This is a genomic window from Rhizobacter sp. LjRoot28, from assembly GCF_964253025.1.
Taxonomy (GTDB): domain Bacteria; phylum Pseudomonadota; class Gammaproteobacteria; order Burkholderiales; family Burkholderiaceae_C; genus Rhizobacter.
The window spans coordinates 1,452,280-1,469,843 of sequence record NZ_CAXUQC020000001.1 but is presented as its reverse complement, the minus strand read 5'-3'; the positions used below and the strand labels follow the sequence as shown (position 1 = coordinate 1,469,843).

The 17,564-nt window shown below is 70.5% G+C and carries 15 protein-coding genes; 4 read left to right on the top strand and 11 right to left on the bottom strand.

Translation table 11 applies throughout. From position 1 onward, the window contains the following. Window positions 1-45 precede the first annotated feature (45 nt). The 8 genes from ACSQ2F_RS06990 to tssJ form a co-directional block, all read right to left on the bottom strand. A complete protein-coding gene (locus ACSQ2F_RS06990; protein ID WP_436021141.1) occupies window positions 46-465 on the bottom strand; it encodes a nuclear transport factor 2 family protein in 420 nt (139 codons plus the stop codon). Beyond that, on the bottom strand, window positions 462-881 hold the full coding sequence (locus ACSQ2F_RS06985; RefSeq protein WP_436021139.1) for a MerR family transcriptional regulator: 420 nt from the start codon (window positions 879-881) through the stop codon (window positions 462-464). The genes ACSQ2F_RS06990 and ACSQ2F_RS06985 overlap by 4 nt, the downstream gene beginning before the upstream one ends. 125 nt (window positions 882-1,006) lie before the next feature. Next, entirely contained in the window at window positions 1,007-3,085 is a 2,079-nt protein-coding gene (locus ACSQ2F_RS06980) for a protein kinase domain-containing protein (RefSeq protein WP_436021137.1), read from the bottom strand. A gap of 14 nt (window positions 3,086-3,099) precedes the next feature. Next, complete coding sequence (gene tagF / locus ACSQ2F_RS06975) at window positions 3,100-3,822, bottom strand: type VI secretion system-associated protein TagF (RefSeq protein WP_436021135.1); 723 nt, start codon at window positions 3,820-3,822, stop codon at window positions 3,100-3,102. Then, window positions 3,819-7,427 (bottom strand): type VI secretion system membrane subunit TssM, encoded by a 3,609-nt coding sequence (gene tssM, locus ACSQ2F_RS06970; protein WP_436021133.1) that lies wholly within the window; start codon window positions 7,425-7,427, stop codon window positions 3,819-3,821. The genes tagF and tssM overlap by 4 nt, the downstream gene beginning before the upstream one ends. Continuing rightward, on the bottom strand, window positions 7,424-8,776 hold the full coding sequence (locus ACSQ2F_RS06965) for a DotU family type VI secretion system protein (protein ID WP_436021131.1): 1,353 nt from the start codon (window positions 8,774-8,776) through the stop codon (window positions 7,424-7,426). Before ACSQ2F_RS06965 ends, tssM begins: the two co-directional genes overlap by 4 nt. Before the next feature lie 49 nt (window positions 8,777-8,825). After that, window positions 8,826-10,160, bottom strand: a complete 1,335-nt coding sequence (tssK, locus tag ACSQ2F_RS06960) for a type VI secretion system baseplate subunit TssK (RefSeq protein WP_436021129.1) — start codon at window positions 10,158-10,160, stop codon at window positions 8,826-8,828. 57 nt (window positions 10,161-10,217) lie between these two features. Next, window positions 10,218-10,727, bottom strand: coding sequence for a type VI secretion system lipoprotein TssJ (gene tssJ, locus ACSQ2F_RS06955; protein WP_436021127.1), 510 nt, complete (start codon window positions 10,725-10,727; stop codon window positions 10,218-10,220). Between the two features lie 245 nt (window positions 10,728-10,972). On the opposite strand from tssJ, the gene ACSQ2F_RS06950 reads away from it, so the two are divergent. The 3 genes from ACSQ2F_RS06950 to ACSQ2F_RS06940 are packed head-to-tail and all read left to right on the top strand — an operon-like array spanning window position 10,973 to window position 13,469. Continuing rightward, a complete protein-coding gene (locus ACSQ2F_RS06950) occupies window positions 10,973-11,953 on the top strand; it encodes an XdhC family protein (RefSeq protein ID WP_436021125.1) in 981 nt (326 codons plus the stop codon). Next, complete coding sequence (gene aat, locus ACSQ2F_RS06945) at window positions 11,950-12,717, top strand: leucyl/phenylalanyl-tRNA--protein transferase (RefSeq protein WP_436021124.1); 768 nt, start codon at window positions 11,950-11,952, stop codon at window positions 12,715-12,717. Before ACSQ2F_RS06950 ends, aat begins: the two co-directional genes overlap by 4 nt. Continuing rightward, window positions 12,714-13,469 (top strand): arginyltransferase, encoded by a 756-nt coding sequence (locus ACSQ2F_RS06940; protein ID WP_436021122.1) that lies wholly within the window; start codon window positions 12,714-12,716, stop codon window positions 13,467-13,469. Before aat ends, ACSQ2F_RS06940 begins: the two co-directional genes overlap by 4 nt. Here the strand turns inward: ACSQ2F_RS06940 and ACSQ2F_RS06935 are convergent. Beyond that, on the bottom strand, window positions 13,457-14,584 hold the full coding sequence (locus ACSQ2F_RS06935) for an NAD(P)/FAD-dependent oxidoreductase (RefSeq protein ID WP_436021120.1): 1,128 nt from the start codon (window positions 14,582-14,584) through the stop codon (window positions 13,457-13,459). The genes ACSQ2F_RS06940 and ACSQ2F_RS06935 overlap by 13 nt on opposite strands. Before the next feature lie 227 nt (window positions 14,585-14,811). On the opposite strand from ACSQ2F_RS06935, the gene ribA reads away from it, so the two are divergent. Further along, window positions 14,812-15,444 carry a GTP cyclohydrolase II gene (gene ribA / locus ACSQ2F_RS06930; RefSeq protein ID WP_436021118.1) on the top strand — a complete coding sequence of 211 codons (633 nt, stop codon included), beginning with the start codon at window positions 14,812-14,814 and terminating at the stop codon, window positions 15,442-15,444. Here the strand turns inward: ribA and ACSQ2F_RS06925 are convergent. Next, window positions 15,425-16,738, bottom strand: coding sequence for an NTP/NDP exchange transporter (locus tag ACSQ2F_RS06925; protein ID WP_436021116.1), 1,314 nt, complete (start codon window positions 16,736-16,738; stop codon window positions 15,425-15,427). The two genes, ribA and ACSQ2F_RS06925, sit on opposite strands and share 20 nt — an antisense overlap. Then, window positions 16,735-17,559, bottom strand: coding sequence for a hypothetical protein (locus tag ACSQ2F_RS06920; RefSeq protein WP_436021114.1), 825 nt, complete (start codon window positions 17,557-17,559; stop codon window positions 16,735-16,737). The genes ACSQ2F_RS06925 and ACSQ2F_RS06920 overlap by 4 nt, the downstream gene beginning before the upstream one ends. Window positions 17,560-17,564: the final 5 nt, after the last annotated feature.

The following is a 17,564-nucleotide window of genomic DNA, read 5'->3' as shown; positions in this document are numbered from 1 at the left end:
CGGCACACGGCGGGCCACCGGGCCCGGGTGTCCGCGGTCACGCCATCAGGCCGCGGGCCGCGGTGGCGCGCCGAGCGCGCGTGCCGCGAGCTCAGTGTCCATGTACTCGGTCAGCTCCTTCATCAGCCCGCCCTCGAAGCGGCACACATAGCAGTAGCGGTTGTCGTAGCGGCCCCCCGCCCGCGTGGCCACGGCGCCCTCGCATTCCACCACCACGACATCCCCGTCCTGCAGGATGCGGCGGGCGCGGTTGGTGTACGTGCCGGCGAAGCGCGCAAAGAGCGGCTTGAACAGCTCCTCCCGAACGGCGCGCTTGCCGCGCCATTGACCCGACCACGTCGACTCGCCCGGGATCGTCCAGGTGAAGTCCTCAGCCATCAAGGCCACGAACGGTGCGCCGTCGCCCTGGGCGAGCGCGTCGAAGGCGGCACGCATCAGCGCCTTGGTGTCGACTGCCTGGTTCATGATGGGTCTCCCTCGGAGCGGGCGGCGGGCAGGAGCGGTGGCCGGTGGCCCGACGCCAGCCACTCACCGTAGAAATCAATCTTGCGGTCGATCAGGTCCAACGCCTCGGTCCACTGCGCAATCTCGGCAAGCGCCCTCTCGCGGTGGGCGCGCAGCAGGGCTTGGCGGGTGGCGAGCGTGGTGTCGCCTTCGCGGACCAGGTCGGCATAGGCGCGCATGTCCGCCACCGTCATGCCGGTGCGTCGCAGCCGGTCCATCAGGCCGAGCCAGGCGACGTGGCTTTCGCGGTAGACCCGGCGCCCGCCTTCGTCCCGCCGCACACCCGGGATCAGGCCCTGGGCCTCGTACCAGCGGATGGTGTGCGCCGTGCGGCCGGTGCGGGCGGCCAGTTGACCGATGTGCAGGGAAGTTGTCATCGTCTTCGAGACCTCCAGGTGGCCATTGGAAAGCCTTGAGTGCACTCGAAGTCAAGCGGTCGCGTGATGCGTCTGTTCACGCGCCGCATCCCCGACGCAAGGGCAACCCGCCATCGGGGCGGCCCTCAGGGCCCGAACTCCTCGACCTCCAGCAGACTCGCACCGTAGCCCGTGTCGCACGGGGCCTCGCCCTCGCACAGCACGCGGCCGAGGAACGGGCTGCGCCCCGGTTGGCGAGCGGCCCACAGGCCTTCGGCCTGGGCAAGGTCGAACTCCGGGATCTCGTCACCTGCGGCGCGCAGGCCGACGGCGCCGAGGTCGAGCGGTTGCCGTGAGACGACGGTGACGATGTGGTTGGTGCCGGGCGGGCCGCCCGCGGTGACGGCCCAACCCTTGCGCGGGAGCGTGACCTCGGTGTTGGCGGCGATGCGGTTGTCGCGGTCGATCTCGTTGGGGAAGAGCAAATAGAAGTGGCGCTTGTCGGTGCCGCTCAGGAACACGTAGACGTGGCCCGGCTCCTTCGACTTGATGCGGAACTGCAGGCGGTCGTGGCCGATGCGCAGGCGGGATCGGTCGGTCAGCGCGTTCACGGCCAGCAGCGGGTCGGCCTGGCGGACGATGTCGTTCAGGGCGGTCATCACGCTGAATGGCGTCGGTGGAGGCGCTTCGGCTGGCGGCACGGCGCCGCTCGCATCGGCGGGTGTCACCACGGACGCGGGCGGTGCCACGGCAGCCGGCGGGGCGGCGACGCGGCTCGGGGCCGGGTCCCGTGTCGCTGACCACCAAGCCAAGGACCCGGCGACCGCCAGCCCGGCGGCAAGGAGCACCCAGGGGGCACCGGTGATGCGGGGCGCCGACGCCCGCGACGTCGCCGCGGATGGCTTTGCATGCGCGGGCCGGTCGTCCTCGCCCGCAGGATGGGCGATCGGCCGCAACGGGGCGCCCCCTGCCGAGGGCGCACGGTCTGCGGCATGCGAAGGGAACGTCGGCGCATCCTCGGCCAGGGTCCGTTCCCCGTCGGGCAGCCACCCGATCCCGGCCAACGCGTCGACTGGATGCGTCGATTGCGTCGGAGCGGCGATGCTGGCCGGGCCGGCGCGCCGGGCGTCATCGAGGGCGCCCGCGCCGGCTGGGTGCCGGGCGCCGAGGTCCTCGACATGCGGCCCGCGCGAAGGCATCGGCGAGGCGCCGAACAGCCCCGCCTTCCTGGCCTGCGGCGCAGCGCCGGCGTCGGCCTGCAATGCGTCCGCCAGGAGCCGGCGCAAGGCCGGCATGTCGGGCGGGCGGTGTTCGGGGCGCACGGCCAGCCCGGCGTCGATCACGTCGAGGAAGGCCGGGCCGTAGCGGCCGGCGCCGGCCTCGGCCGCCGGTACCAGTTCGTCCTCGACGATGCGACTCACCGAAGGCGGCGGCGCATGACCGGTGATGGCGGCGTACAGAACCGCGCAGAGCGCATAGACGTCGGTCCAAGGTCCCTGGCGGATGCTGGTCGATTCGGCGTACTGCTCGATGGGCGCGTAGCCCGGCTTGAGAAAGACGGTGAGCGCCTGCGTGGCATCGCTGATGACGCGGCGCGCCGCGCCGAAGTCGAGCAGCACCGGCAGCACCTCGGCCTGGCTGCTGAAGGTCGTGCTCGAGGGCTGCACCAGGAGGATGTTGTCCGGGGCGATGTCGCGGTGATAGCAGCGGTTGGCATGCATCAGCGCGAGCGCGTCGATGAGCGGAGCGAGAAGGCGCCGCAACCACGCCTCGGTGGGTGCCCCATGCTCCGCCAGGAACTGACGCAGTGTGGGGCCCTGGTAGTACGGCATCACCATGTAGGCCGTGCCGTTCTCTTCCCAGAAGCGGTACACCTTGACCAGGGACGGCTGATCGAAGGCGGCCAGCAAGCGGGCTTCGTTGACGAAGCTTCGGCGCCCGAGCTCGAAGGTCCCCTGCTGTGTCTGCGAGCGCGGGGTCACCGTGGCACCGCCCCTGCGCCTCGCCAGAGACGATGGCATGTACTCCTTCACCGCCACCACACGACCGAGCTGCGTGTCCCGTGCGCGGTACACGATGCCGAAGCCGCCCTCGCCGACGAGCCCCTCGATCACGTACTCCTGCAGTGCGTGGCCGACGGGCAGTGGCTGGGCGACCGGCGGGCCGGTCGGAGCGTCCGAGGCAACCGTTCGGTCAGGGTCGGGGCCGAGGAAGTCCATTGCCATGGCCGCCTCCTTGTCTACCATTTGCCTTCGAGCAGCAACGCGAAGCTGCCCGCGTCGGGCAAGCCGGGAGACAGGCTCAGGCTGGTGTCCGGCGTGTGGGCGTGATCGGGCCACCACAGGCTCTTGCCGCCACACAGGTGCAGCGCCTCGCGAAGGCCGATGCCGGCCACCCACTGCGGCAGCGCGGCATCGCCGTCGAAGCGGTACCGGTCGCGTCCGGCCAGCCGCTCGAGCGACGGGCGGCGGGCCGGCACCTCATCGACCCACGGCGGCGCGCTGGCGAGCGCGGCCTCGAACGATTCGACGCTCGCCTGCGGCTGCAAGGTGTCGAGCACCGCCGCGCTCACGTGGGCGTACCAGGCGTCAAGCGTTTCCACGGCGGCTCCCGACTCGGGCGCGATGGTCGCCGGCCGTGCAGCCAGAAGCGGGAAGTAGCGGCCGACCTTGTCGACGCTCGGCATCATCACGCCGAACCACCATTGAGCGTCGAGCACGCCGGGGGCGAGCGCGAAGCGCCACACCGGCCCGGTGAGGTAGACGTCCAGCCATTGGGGCCCGAGCTGCTGGCGGCTCGCCTCCATGCCGGCAGCCAGCCAGGTGTCGATCGCATCGACGAAGGCCTGTGGCAGCCGGCGGTGGGCGAAGTCGCCGAGGGACGCCAGCTTGCCGTACCAGCCGGTGGCGGCAGCCGGTGCACCGATGCCTGCGAAGAGGTCGTCGAAGGCGCCCTGGCTCACAGGCGCCCCGGGCAGGTGAAGCGTTCGAGCTCGGGCAGCCGGAACGGGTTGCGCACGCTGCTGGCGGACACCTGGAAGACGGCCTTGCGCCCGTCGAGGGTGATGGTTGCCTTGAACCGCTCGGGGGCGCCGGCCGGTTCGACCAGCTGGCGATCGAAGAGGCGGAACAGCGCCCACGGACCTTCGTTCACGCTGCCGGAGACGCCGCCACTGGTCGAGACCGGCGCAAGCGCCACCCTCACCTGACCGGTGCCGCGCGGGCCGGGCCACTGCACCGACGTCGGGATCAGCGGACCGTGGGCGTACTTGACGACCTGGCCGTCGATGTCCAGCGTGAACTGCGTGATGGTGGCATCCATCTCGACCGGCTTGAAGTCGAGCCGCAGGCCGGGGACGTTGCCGCCCGCGCGGAAGAAGGTGTCGCGGATCACCGCCGCGTTCTGGAACTGCGCCAGGGTGAAGGTGTCCGCGCCCATCGAGGCCCCGTCGATGGACTTGAAACTCCAGGGCTTGGTGTTGGTGTTGACGAAGGTGGCAAGGTTCTTCTGGAAGAAGGCGTCGAAAAGGCCGCCGGGGGCGAAGACGCGTGCGAAGTCCTCGGTGGTGACGTCGCGCGTGGCGTTGCGGTCGAACGGGTAGCGGCCGTTGATGGCCTGCCGGCAGAAGTCGCCTACCTCGGCGGCCAGCGCCTGGCCGAGGTTGCTGCGGGTGATGTCGAGCGCCGCCTTGGTGCCGCTCACCGACAGGGTGTTGAGCATGGAGCGAACCGGCTCCGGCAGGCGCGCCGCCTCGGCCTTCACCTTGTTCGGCACGTCGGAAGGCGGCGGCACGTTGCCGCCCTTGACCGCCGTGTCGGATGCGTTCAGCAGCGTATAGACCTCGCCGATGAGACCCACCGTCTGGTCGATGGCGGCCGGGCCCTTGTCGCCCGACGGCGTGACGAGGTTGCGCAGGGCCACGAAGCGGTCGTCCACCAGGCTTTCGACCTTGGCCCCGGGCGGCAGCGGCGAGGCGTTGGGATTGCGCTGGTCGCCGATCAGGCGAAGGAGTTCCTCACGCGAGCGCTGGATGGCGTCGCGGGCCTTGTTCTCGGCCTGGGCGACGACATCGGTGTTCACGGCGAGCGTGGTCTCGCGCGACATGCCGCGCAGCAACGGCACCAGAGGGTTGTCGGGCGCGGACAGCACGCGGGCCATCTGCACCGCCTGCGCGAGGTTGCCGGTGGGCAGCATGCGCACGTCACCGATGAACTGCTCCCATGTGGCCGCATAGTCGGCCAGGTAGAGGCGGCGCACCTCGTCGGCAAGCTGCTGCTGCACATCGGCGCTGCGCAGGCTGCTCTGCCGGCTGGTGTCGGACACGCCGAGCACCCAGCCTTCTTCGTCGGCCAGCTGGCGCGTCACCCGCTCCACCTCGCGCTGGAAGCCCTTGTGGTAGCCGTCGTGGGTGAAGAGCCCCGGTACTCCCTGGGTGAGCGGCTTGCCGCTGGCCCGGGTGAACACCAGGGCCGCGCCCGGACCGGCGGCCTTGGCAATGGTGAACTCGGGAAGATCGGCCCCGACGCCCTGCCGCTTGAGGCGGCGGTAGATGCGTTCGGTCAGCGGTGCGGAGGCCAGGCGCGCGCGGGTCTGCGCGACCAGCGCCCGGTCCTCCGGCAGCGGCGAGACGGCCTGCCCCTCGGCAAGCAAGGCATCGAGGTGCGATTCCAGCGCCCCACGTTGCTCCGGCGTCACCGACCGGGGCAGGTTGGCATCCCAGTCGGCCTGCACGTACAGCTTGAGCGCGTCGGCGTCGAAGCGCTCCGGGTCGTACAGCATGATGTAGGCCTTCAGGGCCTCGTACTGCAGTTCCGGATTGTCGAGGCCGGTCTTGAGGCGGTCCTCGATGCCGAGCGCGATGCGGGGCAGTACCGCGTCGATCAGCATGCGGCGGTAGGCCTGCTGCGACGCGGCGTCGAGCTTGCGCCCCTGGTAGAGGCCGAAGCCGTAAGACATGGGCACCGACTCGCCGATGCTGGCGCGGGCCAGGTCACGGGTGGCTTCGAGCGCGGGCAGCAGCACCATCAGGTCGGGTGAAGGCCGGTTGGGCGTGGACTGCAGCAGCGTGCGCACCTCGTCCGCGTTCGCGCCCACCTTCTCCACATAGGCCTGGTTGTTGAGGTAGCTCACGCTCCAGGCCGCGATGGCGGACACCCCGAGCACAGCGATCACGGCATAGGCGACCACTGCCAACCAGCCGCGACGGCGCTCCCATTTCAGGTTGGTGCCGGCGAGCGCGCTTTCGGCAAAGACGACTTCCTTCAAGAGGCGCGCGAGGAAGAAGCTGCGCCCGCTGGACTGGTTGGGCGGCACCACGGTGCGCTCGAGCCGGTAGGTGCGGGCGATGCGGCCGAGCATGCGGTCGATCGGCGTGCCCTCCTGCGTGCCGCTGACGAAATACACGCCGCGCAACAGCGGATGGGCTTCGAACTGCGACGGGGAGAACACCTGCTCCAGGTAGTCCTTGAGCAGGCCGCGCAGCGCCTCGAACTGCTGCGGGAAGCCGTAGATGCGGGCCCGACGCTGGGGGTCGCGCTCGAGCTGCAGCCGGTCGATCAGGCCGTCGCTCAGGCGCTTTTCCAGCGCGTCGAACTCCGCACCGAAGGCGGAGAGATCGGTGTGCTGGTCGCGGTCGAGCTTGAAGGTCATGCCCCAGGGCGTGGCGCGCGTGTCGCGGTCGACGTCGCCGAGGGTGTCCATGAAACCGGCCAGCAGGTCGCACTTCGTGACCAGCAGGTAGATGGGGAAGCGGATGCCGAGCTGCTGGTGCAGTTCCTGCACGCGCTGACGCACCGCTTTCGCATGGTCGGCACGCTCGGCCGCGCTGCGGGTGAGCAGGTCGGTCACCGAGACCGTGACCAGCACGCCATTGAGGGGCTGGCGCGGGCGCGCCGCCTTCAGCAGGTCGAGAAACCCCTCCCAGGCCTTGCTGTCGTGCGCCTTGTCGCTGTCCTGCGTGGTGTAGCGGCCGGCGGTATCGATGAGCACGGCCTCGTCGGTGAACCACCAGTCGCAGTTGCGGGTGCCGCCCACGCCGCGCACCGCGTGCTCGCCCAGGGATTCGGCCAGCGGGAACTTGAGCCCGGAGTTCACGAGCGCCGTCGTCTTGCCGGACCCCGGCGCGCCGATGATCACGTACCAGGGCAGCTCGTACAGGTAGCGCTTGCCCACGCGTGACGACAGCCCGCTCCAGGCGCCGGCCAGGCCGGTCCGGCCCTGGTCGAAGCGGGCGCGCTTGAGCGTCTCGAGGGCGGTGGCGAAGCGTTCGCCCAGTGTCTTGAGTTCGGCATCGGCGGGGTCGTTGGAGGCGACCTTGGCCGGCGCGACGAGCTGCTCGACCACGCGGTCGTTGGTCTGGCGCGCACGCCAGAACTGCCAGGCCCGGCGCAGCGCCACCAGCAGCACGATGGCGCCGATGAGCACCACGCGCGAGGGGGTCGACTCCAGGGGCCGCACGCTGCCGATCGCCACCAGCGGGCCGACGATCCAGATGACGATGGCCAGCGCCAGCAAGCCGAGCGCGAGCAGCACCCAGGGGTTGAACAGGATGCCGAGGATCTTCTTCATGAGCCGGCTCCGGGCTGGCTGGTGGCGGCCGCGCCGGGGGCTGCGGCGCGGGAGACGAACAAGGTGATCTCGACCCGGCGGTTGAGCGCGCGATTGGCCGGGGTGTCGTTGGCCGCGATGGCTTCACCGTCGGCACGGCCCTCGGCCTTCAGACGCTCGGCCGGCACGCCGTCGCGCTGGAGGATGTCGCGCACGGTGCGTGCGCGTTCCTCCGACAGGTGCCAGTTGGAAGGGAATCGGGCGGTGTGGATGCGGACGTTGTCGGTGTGGCCGGTGACGAGCACCGCCCCCTGCACGCTCGCCAGCGCATCGGCGATGCGTTTCATCAGGGCCTCGCGCTCCGGCGTGAGCGTGGCGCTGGCCGGGGCGAAAAGACCATCGCCCCGCACGGTGACGACGCTGCGGTCCACCTCGTCGCGCACGGCCACGAGGCCCGCCTTGATCTCGCTGGCGAGGAACTGGGCCAGGCGGGGTGCGGGGGCTGGAATCTTGACGGGTGGGGTGGGTGGTGCGAGCCGGAGTTCCTGGATGCGGGCGAACACCGGGTCGGAGGCATCGCTGAGCCGCGCCGAAAGGAACCAGTAAAGGCCGAGCAGCACCAGGGCCACGACGGCACCCGTCACCCACAGCGGCAACCAGGTGAGCAGGGTGCGACGCGGGGGCTTCTCGCCGTGCCAGTTCTGAGCGAGGGCCGGTGCGAAGCCGCCCCGCTCCTTGCGGATGATCTGCGCCAGGCGCTCGCGGACGGCCTCGAGCTGCGCCCTGCCCCCTTCCAGCACCCGGTAGCGCCCCTCGAACCCGAGGCACAGCGCGGCGTAGATCAGTTCGAGGAGATCGCGATTGGCAGCCGGGTTCTCCGCCAGCTTGGCCATCAGCTGGAAGACCTTCTCGCCACCGCCCGTCTCGTTGTGGAACATGGCGAGCAGGCTGTGCCGTCCCCATTGCCCCGAGGCGCCCCAGGGCATGCCGGCGGCCACCTCGTCGAGCAAGGTGCAGAGCACATAGCGCGCGGCCAGCACCCGCTCGGGCGCGACGTTGCGCGCGCGCGCCTGGGCCTCGAACTCGCGCAGCCCCTGGGCGATGGACTCCCGCAGCGCGCTCGGATCCGCCAGGCGGGTGGTGGAGCGGATCTGCGGCACGAGCGCCAGCAACGGGTTGGCCAGCGCGACCAGCGGATTGAGCCCCGTCTCGGGCAGTCCGATGTCGTGCGCGACGTCGGGGCCGCCCGCCGCGGTGGTGCGTGCAGCGGGGGTGCCGGCGGCCGCGCCGCGGCCGCCCGGCGTGGGCATGATGAAGGTCCGGCCGTTGTCCAGCGCGGCAAACGGGTCGTCCGGGGAGGTCGTGCTCATCGGGGGCTTTCAGGTCGGCTCGCCCGCTCGAACGGGCCCGCCAGCGGAATCATTGGCGGATGGCCCACAGCTCCAGCGCCAGCCCGGGGAAGTCGCCCGAGATGTGCAGGGCCATGCTGCCGTTCTGCTCGATCGCCTTCCACAGTTCGTCGGACCGGTCGAGCTCGAAATAGAAGTAGCCGGCATGGAACGGCAGCTGGCGCGGCGCCACCGGCAGCGACCGCAAGCCGATGCCGGGCAGCTGCAGGTTGACGAGGTCGCGGATCTTGTCGACGGGACCGAGCTTCGTCTGGGCCGGGAAGCGCTGGCGGAGCTGTTCGCCCGGGACCTGCGCATTGACGGCCAGCACGAAGGTGCCGCGCCGCACGAGTTCGAGGTCGCTGACGACCGCCGTCCGCACGCCGTACTTGCGGTCCACGAGTTCGATCTGCAAGGCGTTCTGCTCGAGCACCGAAGTGAGCATGCGGCGCAGCTCGTCGAAGACGGGCGCGAAGGTGCCGCGCAGGTCGTCGTGGCGGTAGGGCGGGAACTCGGGCGGGCGCCGCGTCGGGCTGGCCAGCGTCGCCAGGTCGCCGCACAGGCGCAGGCAGTCCCGGTGCAGTTCGCGCGGGTGGGCGTTGGGCGTGGCGGCATGCTGGCTGAAGATCGGCTCGTTGCGGTTGAGCGTCTGCAGCATCAGGAAGTCGGCCAGCTCGGACACGCCGCTGCTCAGCTGCCCCATGCGCCCGGCCAGCGCCTGAGCCCGTTGCAGCATCAGGCCGTGCAGCAGCGAGCTGCTGGCCGAGAGCTGGGCAGTGGCGTCCAGGCTGACCTGGGGTGCGATGAAGCTGCGGTCGAGGGTGACGTGGCCGTCGCTGCGCCGCTCCGTCACGACGGCAATGCCCAGCAGCGCATGGGCGTCGTTCACCTCACGGGCGCGCACGAGCCGCGCGCGAAGGCGACCGGTCTGGATGGTCACCGGCTCGCCGGCGGCGTCGGTGTTGTCACGGACCTCTTCCTCCGCGGCCTCGAAGCGGGTCATGTCGGCGCCCTGCCCCGTGCCGAAGTCCACCTCGTCCAGGCCCTCGCGCTGCAAGGGGATGGCCAGGTAGATCACCTCACCCTTGACGTCGGACGGCAGGTCGAGCGGGGGCGGCAGCGCATCGAGCAGCGGCATGGAGAACGGCGTGCCGTCGGGCAGCAGGCCACTGGCGCGGGCGAGGCCGATCTTGCCCAGCGCCAGCAGGCCTTCGTCGAGCGCCAGCTCGGCAAAGCCCCAGGCGAAGGGCGACAGGCTGCGGGCCCGCGCATCGACCAGGCGCTCGAGGTAGCGGGTTTCCTGCTGGAAATGATGGGGCTGCAGGAACATCCCCGAAGACCAGACGACCTTGGCACGCCAGCTCATGTTGATGCAATGTCCGGGAAGGTGGGTGACGACAAGAGGTGGCGGCGAGCGCGGGCCTCACTCATCGCGAGTGATCGTGACGTTGACGTCGTCGATGCGGATCTTCATCGTGTTCTGCTTGTTGGCAACGACCGGTGCGGACACACGCCAGCGAGCCCGATCGAGGTCGCGGAAGCCGGCGACCACACCGATGAACTTGGCGTCGGGCGACAGCGTCTTGTTGATGGCCTTCACGTCGTTGGGACGCAGCACGAACTCCTCGCGGGACAGCAGCTCGGGCCCGAGCGCGGCCTGGTCCTTCTCGAACAGCGTGACGAAGTCGGTGGACTCGAAGAGGGCCGTGGCCTTCAGTTCGTACACCCGCACGATGACCGGGGAGGGGCGCTTGCGATGGTCGGGGTTGACGGCCGGGCCCACGATGGCGGTGGACACGAGCGTGGTCTTGGCCGGCGGCAGGATGGCAGGCGCGGAGGCGCAACCCGCCAGCAGGGCCGCGGCACCGGCTGCGAGGACCCCGGCCACGCGCAGGCGGGCAGGACGGGACGGAGCGGGGTGGAGAAGGTGCATGGGTGGTTCCGGGGCCGGGACGGCGAGGCACGGGCCCGCCGAAGAACGGGCGCGATCGAGCCGAAAGAAGAATACCGGCGGGGCCTGGAGCGAAGGCGTGACTTAGGTAATGGGTTCACCGCGGGCACCACGCGGGGCTTCGGAGCCGGTCCCGGGGCCGCCATTTGCCACGGCGCAGAAGCCCCGCCGCCGGCCATCCGGGCCGGCCGCGCTACCATCGGACTCGCTCGCCTGGATCCCACTGGATGGACAGCCTCGACCTCAACGCGTTGACCCTCGCCCGCGACTGGCACCGAGCCGGCCACGCGGTCTGGCTCGTGACCGTCCTTGAAACATGGGGCTCCGCGCCCCGCCCGCCCGGCGCCCTGCTGGTGCTGCGCGACGACGGCGTGGTGGCGGGCTCCGTCTCCGGCGGCTGCATCGAGGACGACCTGATCGCCCGCGTTCGCGATGGCGAACGGGTCGACCGCCCCACCCTCTTCACCTACGGCATCTCCAAGGACGAGGCCGCCCGCTTCGGCCTGCCCTGCGGCGGCAACCTGCGGCTGCTGCTCGAACCGCTCGGCCGCACCGACTGGATTGACGGTGTGCTCGAACGGGTGGGTCGGCATGAGCTCGTCGCACGCTGCCTGGACCTGCCGAGCGGCCGCGTCTGGCTCGAAGCTGCCGTGCGCGGTGAGCGCTTCGCCTTCGATGGCAGCCTGCTGCGCGGCATCTTCGGACCGCGCTGGCGGCTGCTCATCGTGGGCGCCGGCCCCTTGTCCCAGGTGCTGGCGCGCATGGCGCTGGCGCTCGACTTCGAGGTCATCTGCTGCGACCCCCGCGACGCCTACCACGAGGCCTGGAACGTCCCCGGTTCCACCTTCACCCGCGAGATGCCGGACGACGTGGCACTGGCCCTCGAGATCGACCCCCACTGCGCCGTGGCCGCCCTCACCCACGACCCCAAGCTCGACGACCTGGTGCTGCTGGAAGCCCTCAAGTCGCCGGCCTTCTACGTGGGCGCCCTCGGCTCGCGCCGCCACACCGCCCAGCGCAAGGAGCGGCTCGCCCAGTTCGATCTGAGCCGGGACGAGATCAACCGCCTGCACGGCCCGATCGGGCTCCACCTCGGCGGCAATTCGCCCGCCGAGATCGCGGTGTCGATCCTGGCGGAGATGATTGCCGTGCGCCACGGGGTGCCGCTGGCCCAGAAGAAGTCGGTCGGTGCGGGGAGCGCGGCATGATCCCGTGGCTGCACGGTTCGCGCGACCGCTTGCCGGACCCGAGTCTGGCCCTGCCCCACGACTCGGAAGCACCCGGCCTGCTCGCGGCGGGCGGCGAGCTCACTCCGCAGCGGCTGGCCGAGGCCTATGGCAAGGGCGTGTTCCCCTGGTACGGCGCCGACCAGCCGGTGTTGTGGTGGTCGCCCGACCCGCGCATGGTGATGTTCGTCGACGAGTTCCGCCTGACGCGATCCCTGCGCAAGACGGTGCGCCGGTTCGCGCGCACCCCCGACTGCGAAGTGCGCATCGACGGCGACTTCCGCGCGGTGATCACGGCCTGCGCCCAGGCGCCCCGCGAAGGCCAGAGCGGCACCTGGATCGTGCCGGAGATGATCGACGCCTACTGCCGCTGGCATGCCCTCGGGGCGACCCACAGCGTGGAGACCTGGATGAACGGCGAACTGGTGGGGGGCCTGTACCTGGTGAACATCGGCCGCATGGTGTTCGGCGAATCCATGTTCGCCCGCCGCACCGATGCGTCCAAGATCGCGTTCGCCGCGCTGGTGTGCTTCTGCCGGGCGCAGGGGGTCTCCCTGATCGACTGCCAGCAGCGCACCGGCCACCTGGCCTCGCTCGGAGGCAGGGAAATCCCGAGAAGCGAGTTCGAGCGGGCCTTGTCGGTACGCAACAGCGCGCGACCGATCGACGATTGGTCCTATGATGCGGCGATGTGGGACCTGTTGGATCGTCCCACCGACCCGACCGACCAGGACCCCGGCCCGTGACGCACCCGAAGGAGCTTCCGCTGTCGTCGTTGCAGTTCTATGCAACGGCACCCTACCCGTGCAGCTACCTGCCCGACCGGATGGCCCGCTCGCAGGTCGCGACGCCCAGTCACCTCATCCACGCCGACGCCTACTCCGGCCTCGTCTCGAACGGCTTCCGGCGCAGCGGCATGTTCACCTACCGGCCGTTCTGCGATGGCTGCAAGGCCTGCGTCCCCCTGCGCGTGCCGGTGGCCGGCTTCACGCCGACCCGCAGCCAGCGCCGCGCCTGGAAGGCCCACAGCCACCTCAAGGCGCGCGTGCTGCGCCTGTGCTTCGTGCCCGAGCACTACGAGCTCTACCTCCGCTACCAGGCCGGACGCCACAGCGGCGGCGGCATGGACAACGACAGCGTCGACCAGTACACCCAGTTCCTGCTGCAGAGTCGCGTCAACTCCCGCCTGGTGGAGTTCCGGGAGCCGGTGCCCGACGGTGCGGGGATCGGGGCGCTCAAGATGGTCTCCATCCTCGACATCCTGAACGACGGCCTGTCGGCGGTCTACACCTTCTACGCGCCCGAACCGCATACCAGCTACGGCACCTACAACGTGCTCTGGCAGATCGAGCAGACCCGCCTGCTCGGGCTGCAGCACACCTACCTCGGCTACTGGATCCGCGAGAGCCAGAAGATGGCTTACAAGGCGCAGTTCAATCCCCACGAACTGCTGGTGGATGGCAGCTGGGTGCCCGCGCCGCAGCCTCAGGCCGGCTGAATCCCCAGTCGGGCGAGCACTTCGTCGGCCAGCGCCAGGCAGGAGGTGAGTCCGGGCGACTCGATGCCGAAGAGGTTGACCCAGCCAGACACGCCGTTCTCCGCCGGCCCCTGAACCAGGAAGTCGGGCGCAGGCGCATCGGGCCCGTGGATCTTCGGGCGCACGCCGCTGTAGGCCGGCACCAGCGCGCCATCGGGCAGCCCCGGCCAGTAGCGCCGCACGTCGGCATAGAACGCCTCCGCCCGGGCCGGGTCCACCCGGTAGTCGATCGGCGCTGCCGGGTCGTCGGGCAGCCACTCGACATCCGGCCCGAATCGCGCCTGCCCGGCCTGGTCCAGCGTGAGGTGCACCCCCAGCCAGGCGTCCTGCGGCAGCGGGTACACGAGGCGGGTGAACGGTGCACGCCCCGACAACGCGTAGTAGTTGCCCTTGCTGCGCCAGGCCTTGGGAACCAGCGCGGCCGGGAACCCTTCCGTGCCGGCCGCCAGCGCCACCGCACCCAGGGCCGCCGCGTTGACCACGTGGCGAGCGCTGAGGGTCATGGGTTCGGCGCCACCCACCCGCAGCAGGTGTCCGCCCGCACCGCAACGCGCGGACAGCACCGGCGACGCGAGCGCCACGGCGCCGCCGGCGCGTTCGAGGTCGCCCTGCAGGGCGAGCATCAGGCCGTGGCTGTCGACGATGCCGGTGGAGGGCGACCACATCGCGGCGACGCAGTCGAGCTCGGGCTCCATGGCGAGCGCCTCGGCGCGGGTCAGGCGCTGCACGTCGGTGACCCCATTGGCGTGGGCCTGGGCGAACAGGCGATCAAGGCCCGGCAACTGGCGCTCGTCGGTCGCGACGACCAGCTTGCCGCAGCGCCGGTGGGCCACGCCGTGGCTGGCGCACAGGGCGTAGAGCTGGTCGCGCCCCGCGACGCAGAGCCGCGCCTTGAGCGAGCCCTGCGGGTAATACAGCCCGGCGTGGATGACCTCGCTATTGCGCGAGCTGACACCGGTGCCGATGGCCGTCTCGGACTCCAGCACCAGGGTGTCGAGGCCACTGCGGGCCAGTGCCCGCGCCACGGCCAGGCCCACCACCCCGGCGCCCACCACCACCGCATCCACATCCGTCATCGTCACTGCCTCGAACGGCGCCCGAGGTGGCGCCCGCTCGCAAGCATAGCGGGCCGAGGCCAGTCTCCCCGCGGCCGCACGGCGAATCCGGGTCGTCGCGCCGGCCCCGCATGAATCGGGTGGACAATGCAGGGCTTGGACCCGTTTTTCCGACTCCGACGCCCCTGCGTCCCCGGGGCCGGCCTGCCGCTCGCGGCGGGCCGGGCGACACAACTCGAAGACCTTTCATGAGTACCCTCCCGAGCCTGGTTTCGTGCTGGCTTCCCACCGAACTGGGCGAATTCCAGCTCCACGGCGTGACCGATCCGGTGACCGGCCGCGAGCATGCGGCCCTGACGATGGGCGACATCGCCAGCGGCTCGCCCGTGCTGACCCGCCTGCACTCCGAGTGCCTCACCGGCGACACGCTCTTCAGCCTCAAGTGCGACTGCGGCCCGCAGTTGCGCGGTGCCATCGAGGCGATCGCCAAGGAAGGCCGGGGCGTGCTTGTTTACCTGCGACAGGAAGGCCGCGGCATCGGGCTCGTGAACAAGATCCGGGCGTATGCGCTGCAACAGGCGGGCGCCGACACCGTCGACGCGAACCGGTTGCTGGGCCTGCCCGACGACTCCCGCGACTACCAGATCGCCCACGACATGCTCGTCGCGCTGGGCGTGAGCAGCGTGCGCCTGATGACCAACAACCCCGCAAAGGTCGATGCGCTGCGCCGCTTCGGCACCACGGTGGAGGAGCGGGTGGAGCTCAATGTCGGCGGCAACCCGCACAACGCCGGCTACCTGGACACCAAGGCGCGGCGCATGGGGCACCTCATCAGCACCCCCATGAACCTGCACGGCTTGTTCAACAAGGAACAGTCGTGACCTTCGCCTCGCGCGCCGCCGCTTCGCCCTGAAGCACCTCGGCGCGCCGACCGAGCGACTGCGAGACCCACCACCAGCCGGCCGCGAGCACGGCCGACAGCCAGGCGATCTGAACGGACGTGATCTCCAGCGCCCGCAAGCCGGCGAAGCCCCAGGCGGACGCCGTGTCGCCCGTGCGGTGGACCAGGGTGTCGATGACGTTCTTGGCCTTGTACTTCTGCTCGGGCGGCAGCACGTTGAAGAGGGTCTCGCGGGCCGGCTTGGTCAGCGCGTATTCGCCCGCACGCCGCACGATCCCGAAGGCCACCAGCACGCCAAGCGCCGGCCAGCTCCCCGCCAGCACGATGAAGCCGGCGATGGACACGACGGGCAGCAATCCGAGCACGAAACGCACGCCCAGGCGGGTGATGAGTCCCTTGAAGGCGAGCAGCTGCAGCAGCAAGGCCAGCACGTTCACCGCCAGGTCGACCTGGGCCAGCAACTGCGTGCGCTCGCCGCTGTCGCTGATGGCCTTGGGAATGAGCTCCGCCCCGAGGAAGTAGAGGAAGGTCGACAGCACCGTGTAGCCGAGCAGGAACACGCACAGGCTGAGCAGGTAGGGGGAGCGCAGCACGTCGACCAGCCCGCCCACGACCGAACCCTTGAGCCCCTGCTGCTCGCCGCTGTCCGCGCCCTGCCCTGTCGCACCCGTGCGCCGAGCCCACGCCCGCAACCGCAGGATCGCGACGATGGACACGCACAGGAAGCCCGCGGACACCAGCAACAGCGGACGCGCGCCGAGTGGCCGCACGAGGCTCGCGGTGAGCAGCGGACCGGCCAGTGCGCCCAAGGTGCCGCCGGCCGAGATGAAGCCGTACAGCCGCTTCGCCTGCCCCGTGTCGAAGAGGTCGGCCATGAAGCTCCAGAAGACGGAGATCACGAACAGGTTGAAGACCGCTGCCCAGACGAAGAAGACCTGGGCCAGCACCGGCCGCTGCACCCCGCCCGCATCGAACGCGATGTGGAAGCCGACCAGGTTGAGCGCGAAGAAGGCATACAGCCAGGGCAGCAGTTGCCGCCTCGGGAACCGGCGGGTCAGCCAGCCGAAGGCGGGCACCAGCAACAGCATGGCGAGGAACACCCAGGTGAAGAGCTGCTGCAGCACGCCGGGCCCGAGCTGCAGGCCCATCTCGTCGCGGATGGGGCGCAGCACGTAGTAGCCGGCCAGCAAGGCGAAGAAGTAGACGAAGGACCAGACGACCGCGCCGAGTTCCTCGGCGGTGGCCCGGCTGGTGCGCAGCAGCAGGGACCTCATTCGAGGTTGTGCGCCGCGGCGTCGGCAGCGGCGTCGACGGCCGGGGCATCGTCGTCCGGCACCTCCTCCGTGGCGCCCTCCGCCTCGTCCAGCACGATGTACTCCACGTTGAGCGTCACGGCCTCGGCGTAGCGCAGCACGAAATAGTCGCCATCGACGGCGTAGAAACGCTCGCCGGCCGGCGGCGCCTCGCCGGCCGGCTTGTCCTTGCCGAGCGGGCGGCGCATCACCTGCGAGAGGATGAGCCGGTCGAGCTGGCCATCGGCATCGAGGTAGTAGTCCTCCAGCACGCCGGTGTAGAGGAAGGGATCACCCGACACGTTGACGATGGCACTGATGGCGATCAGGTCGGGGCATTCGTCCTCCGCGAAATCGGCACCGCTCAGCAGGTAGTACCACGGCGCGCCGGAAAAGCGGAGCAGCCCGCTGAGGGGCGAGCCCACCCGGTCCCAGCGGCGCCAGGTGATGAGCCGCCGCATGCCGAGCGGCCCGAGGTAGGCAAAGGCCAGCAGCGAACCGAAGTAGAAGGTCAACGCCGGCGTCTCCCGGGCCAGGGCCTGCAGCGCGGCCGTCTGGGTGCGCGGCTCGATGGAGAGCAGCGTCAGGGCGATCTCGGGCCGGAAGACATAGGGCGTGAGCCAGCCCATCAGGAGCACCCACAGCACGTGCAGGCCACCGGCCCAGACCACCGCCTCGGTGGCGACCTGCCCGAACGGTGAGTAGTCGACCGACAGGCGTTCGATGCGCTTGAGCCGCGAACGGGCGATGAAGCCCGGCAGCAGCAGGACGAACACGACCACGGCGGGCAGCGCAATGTTCATCGCGC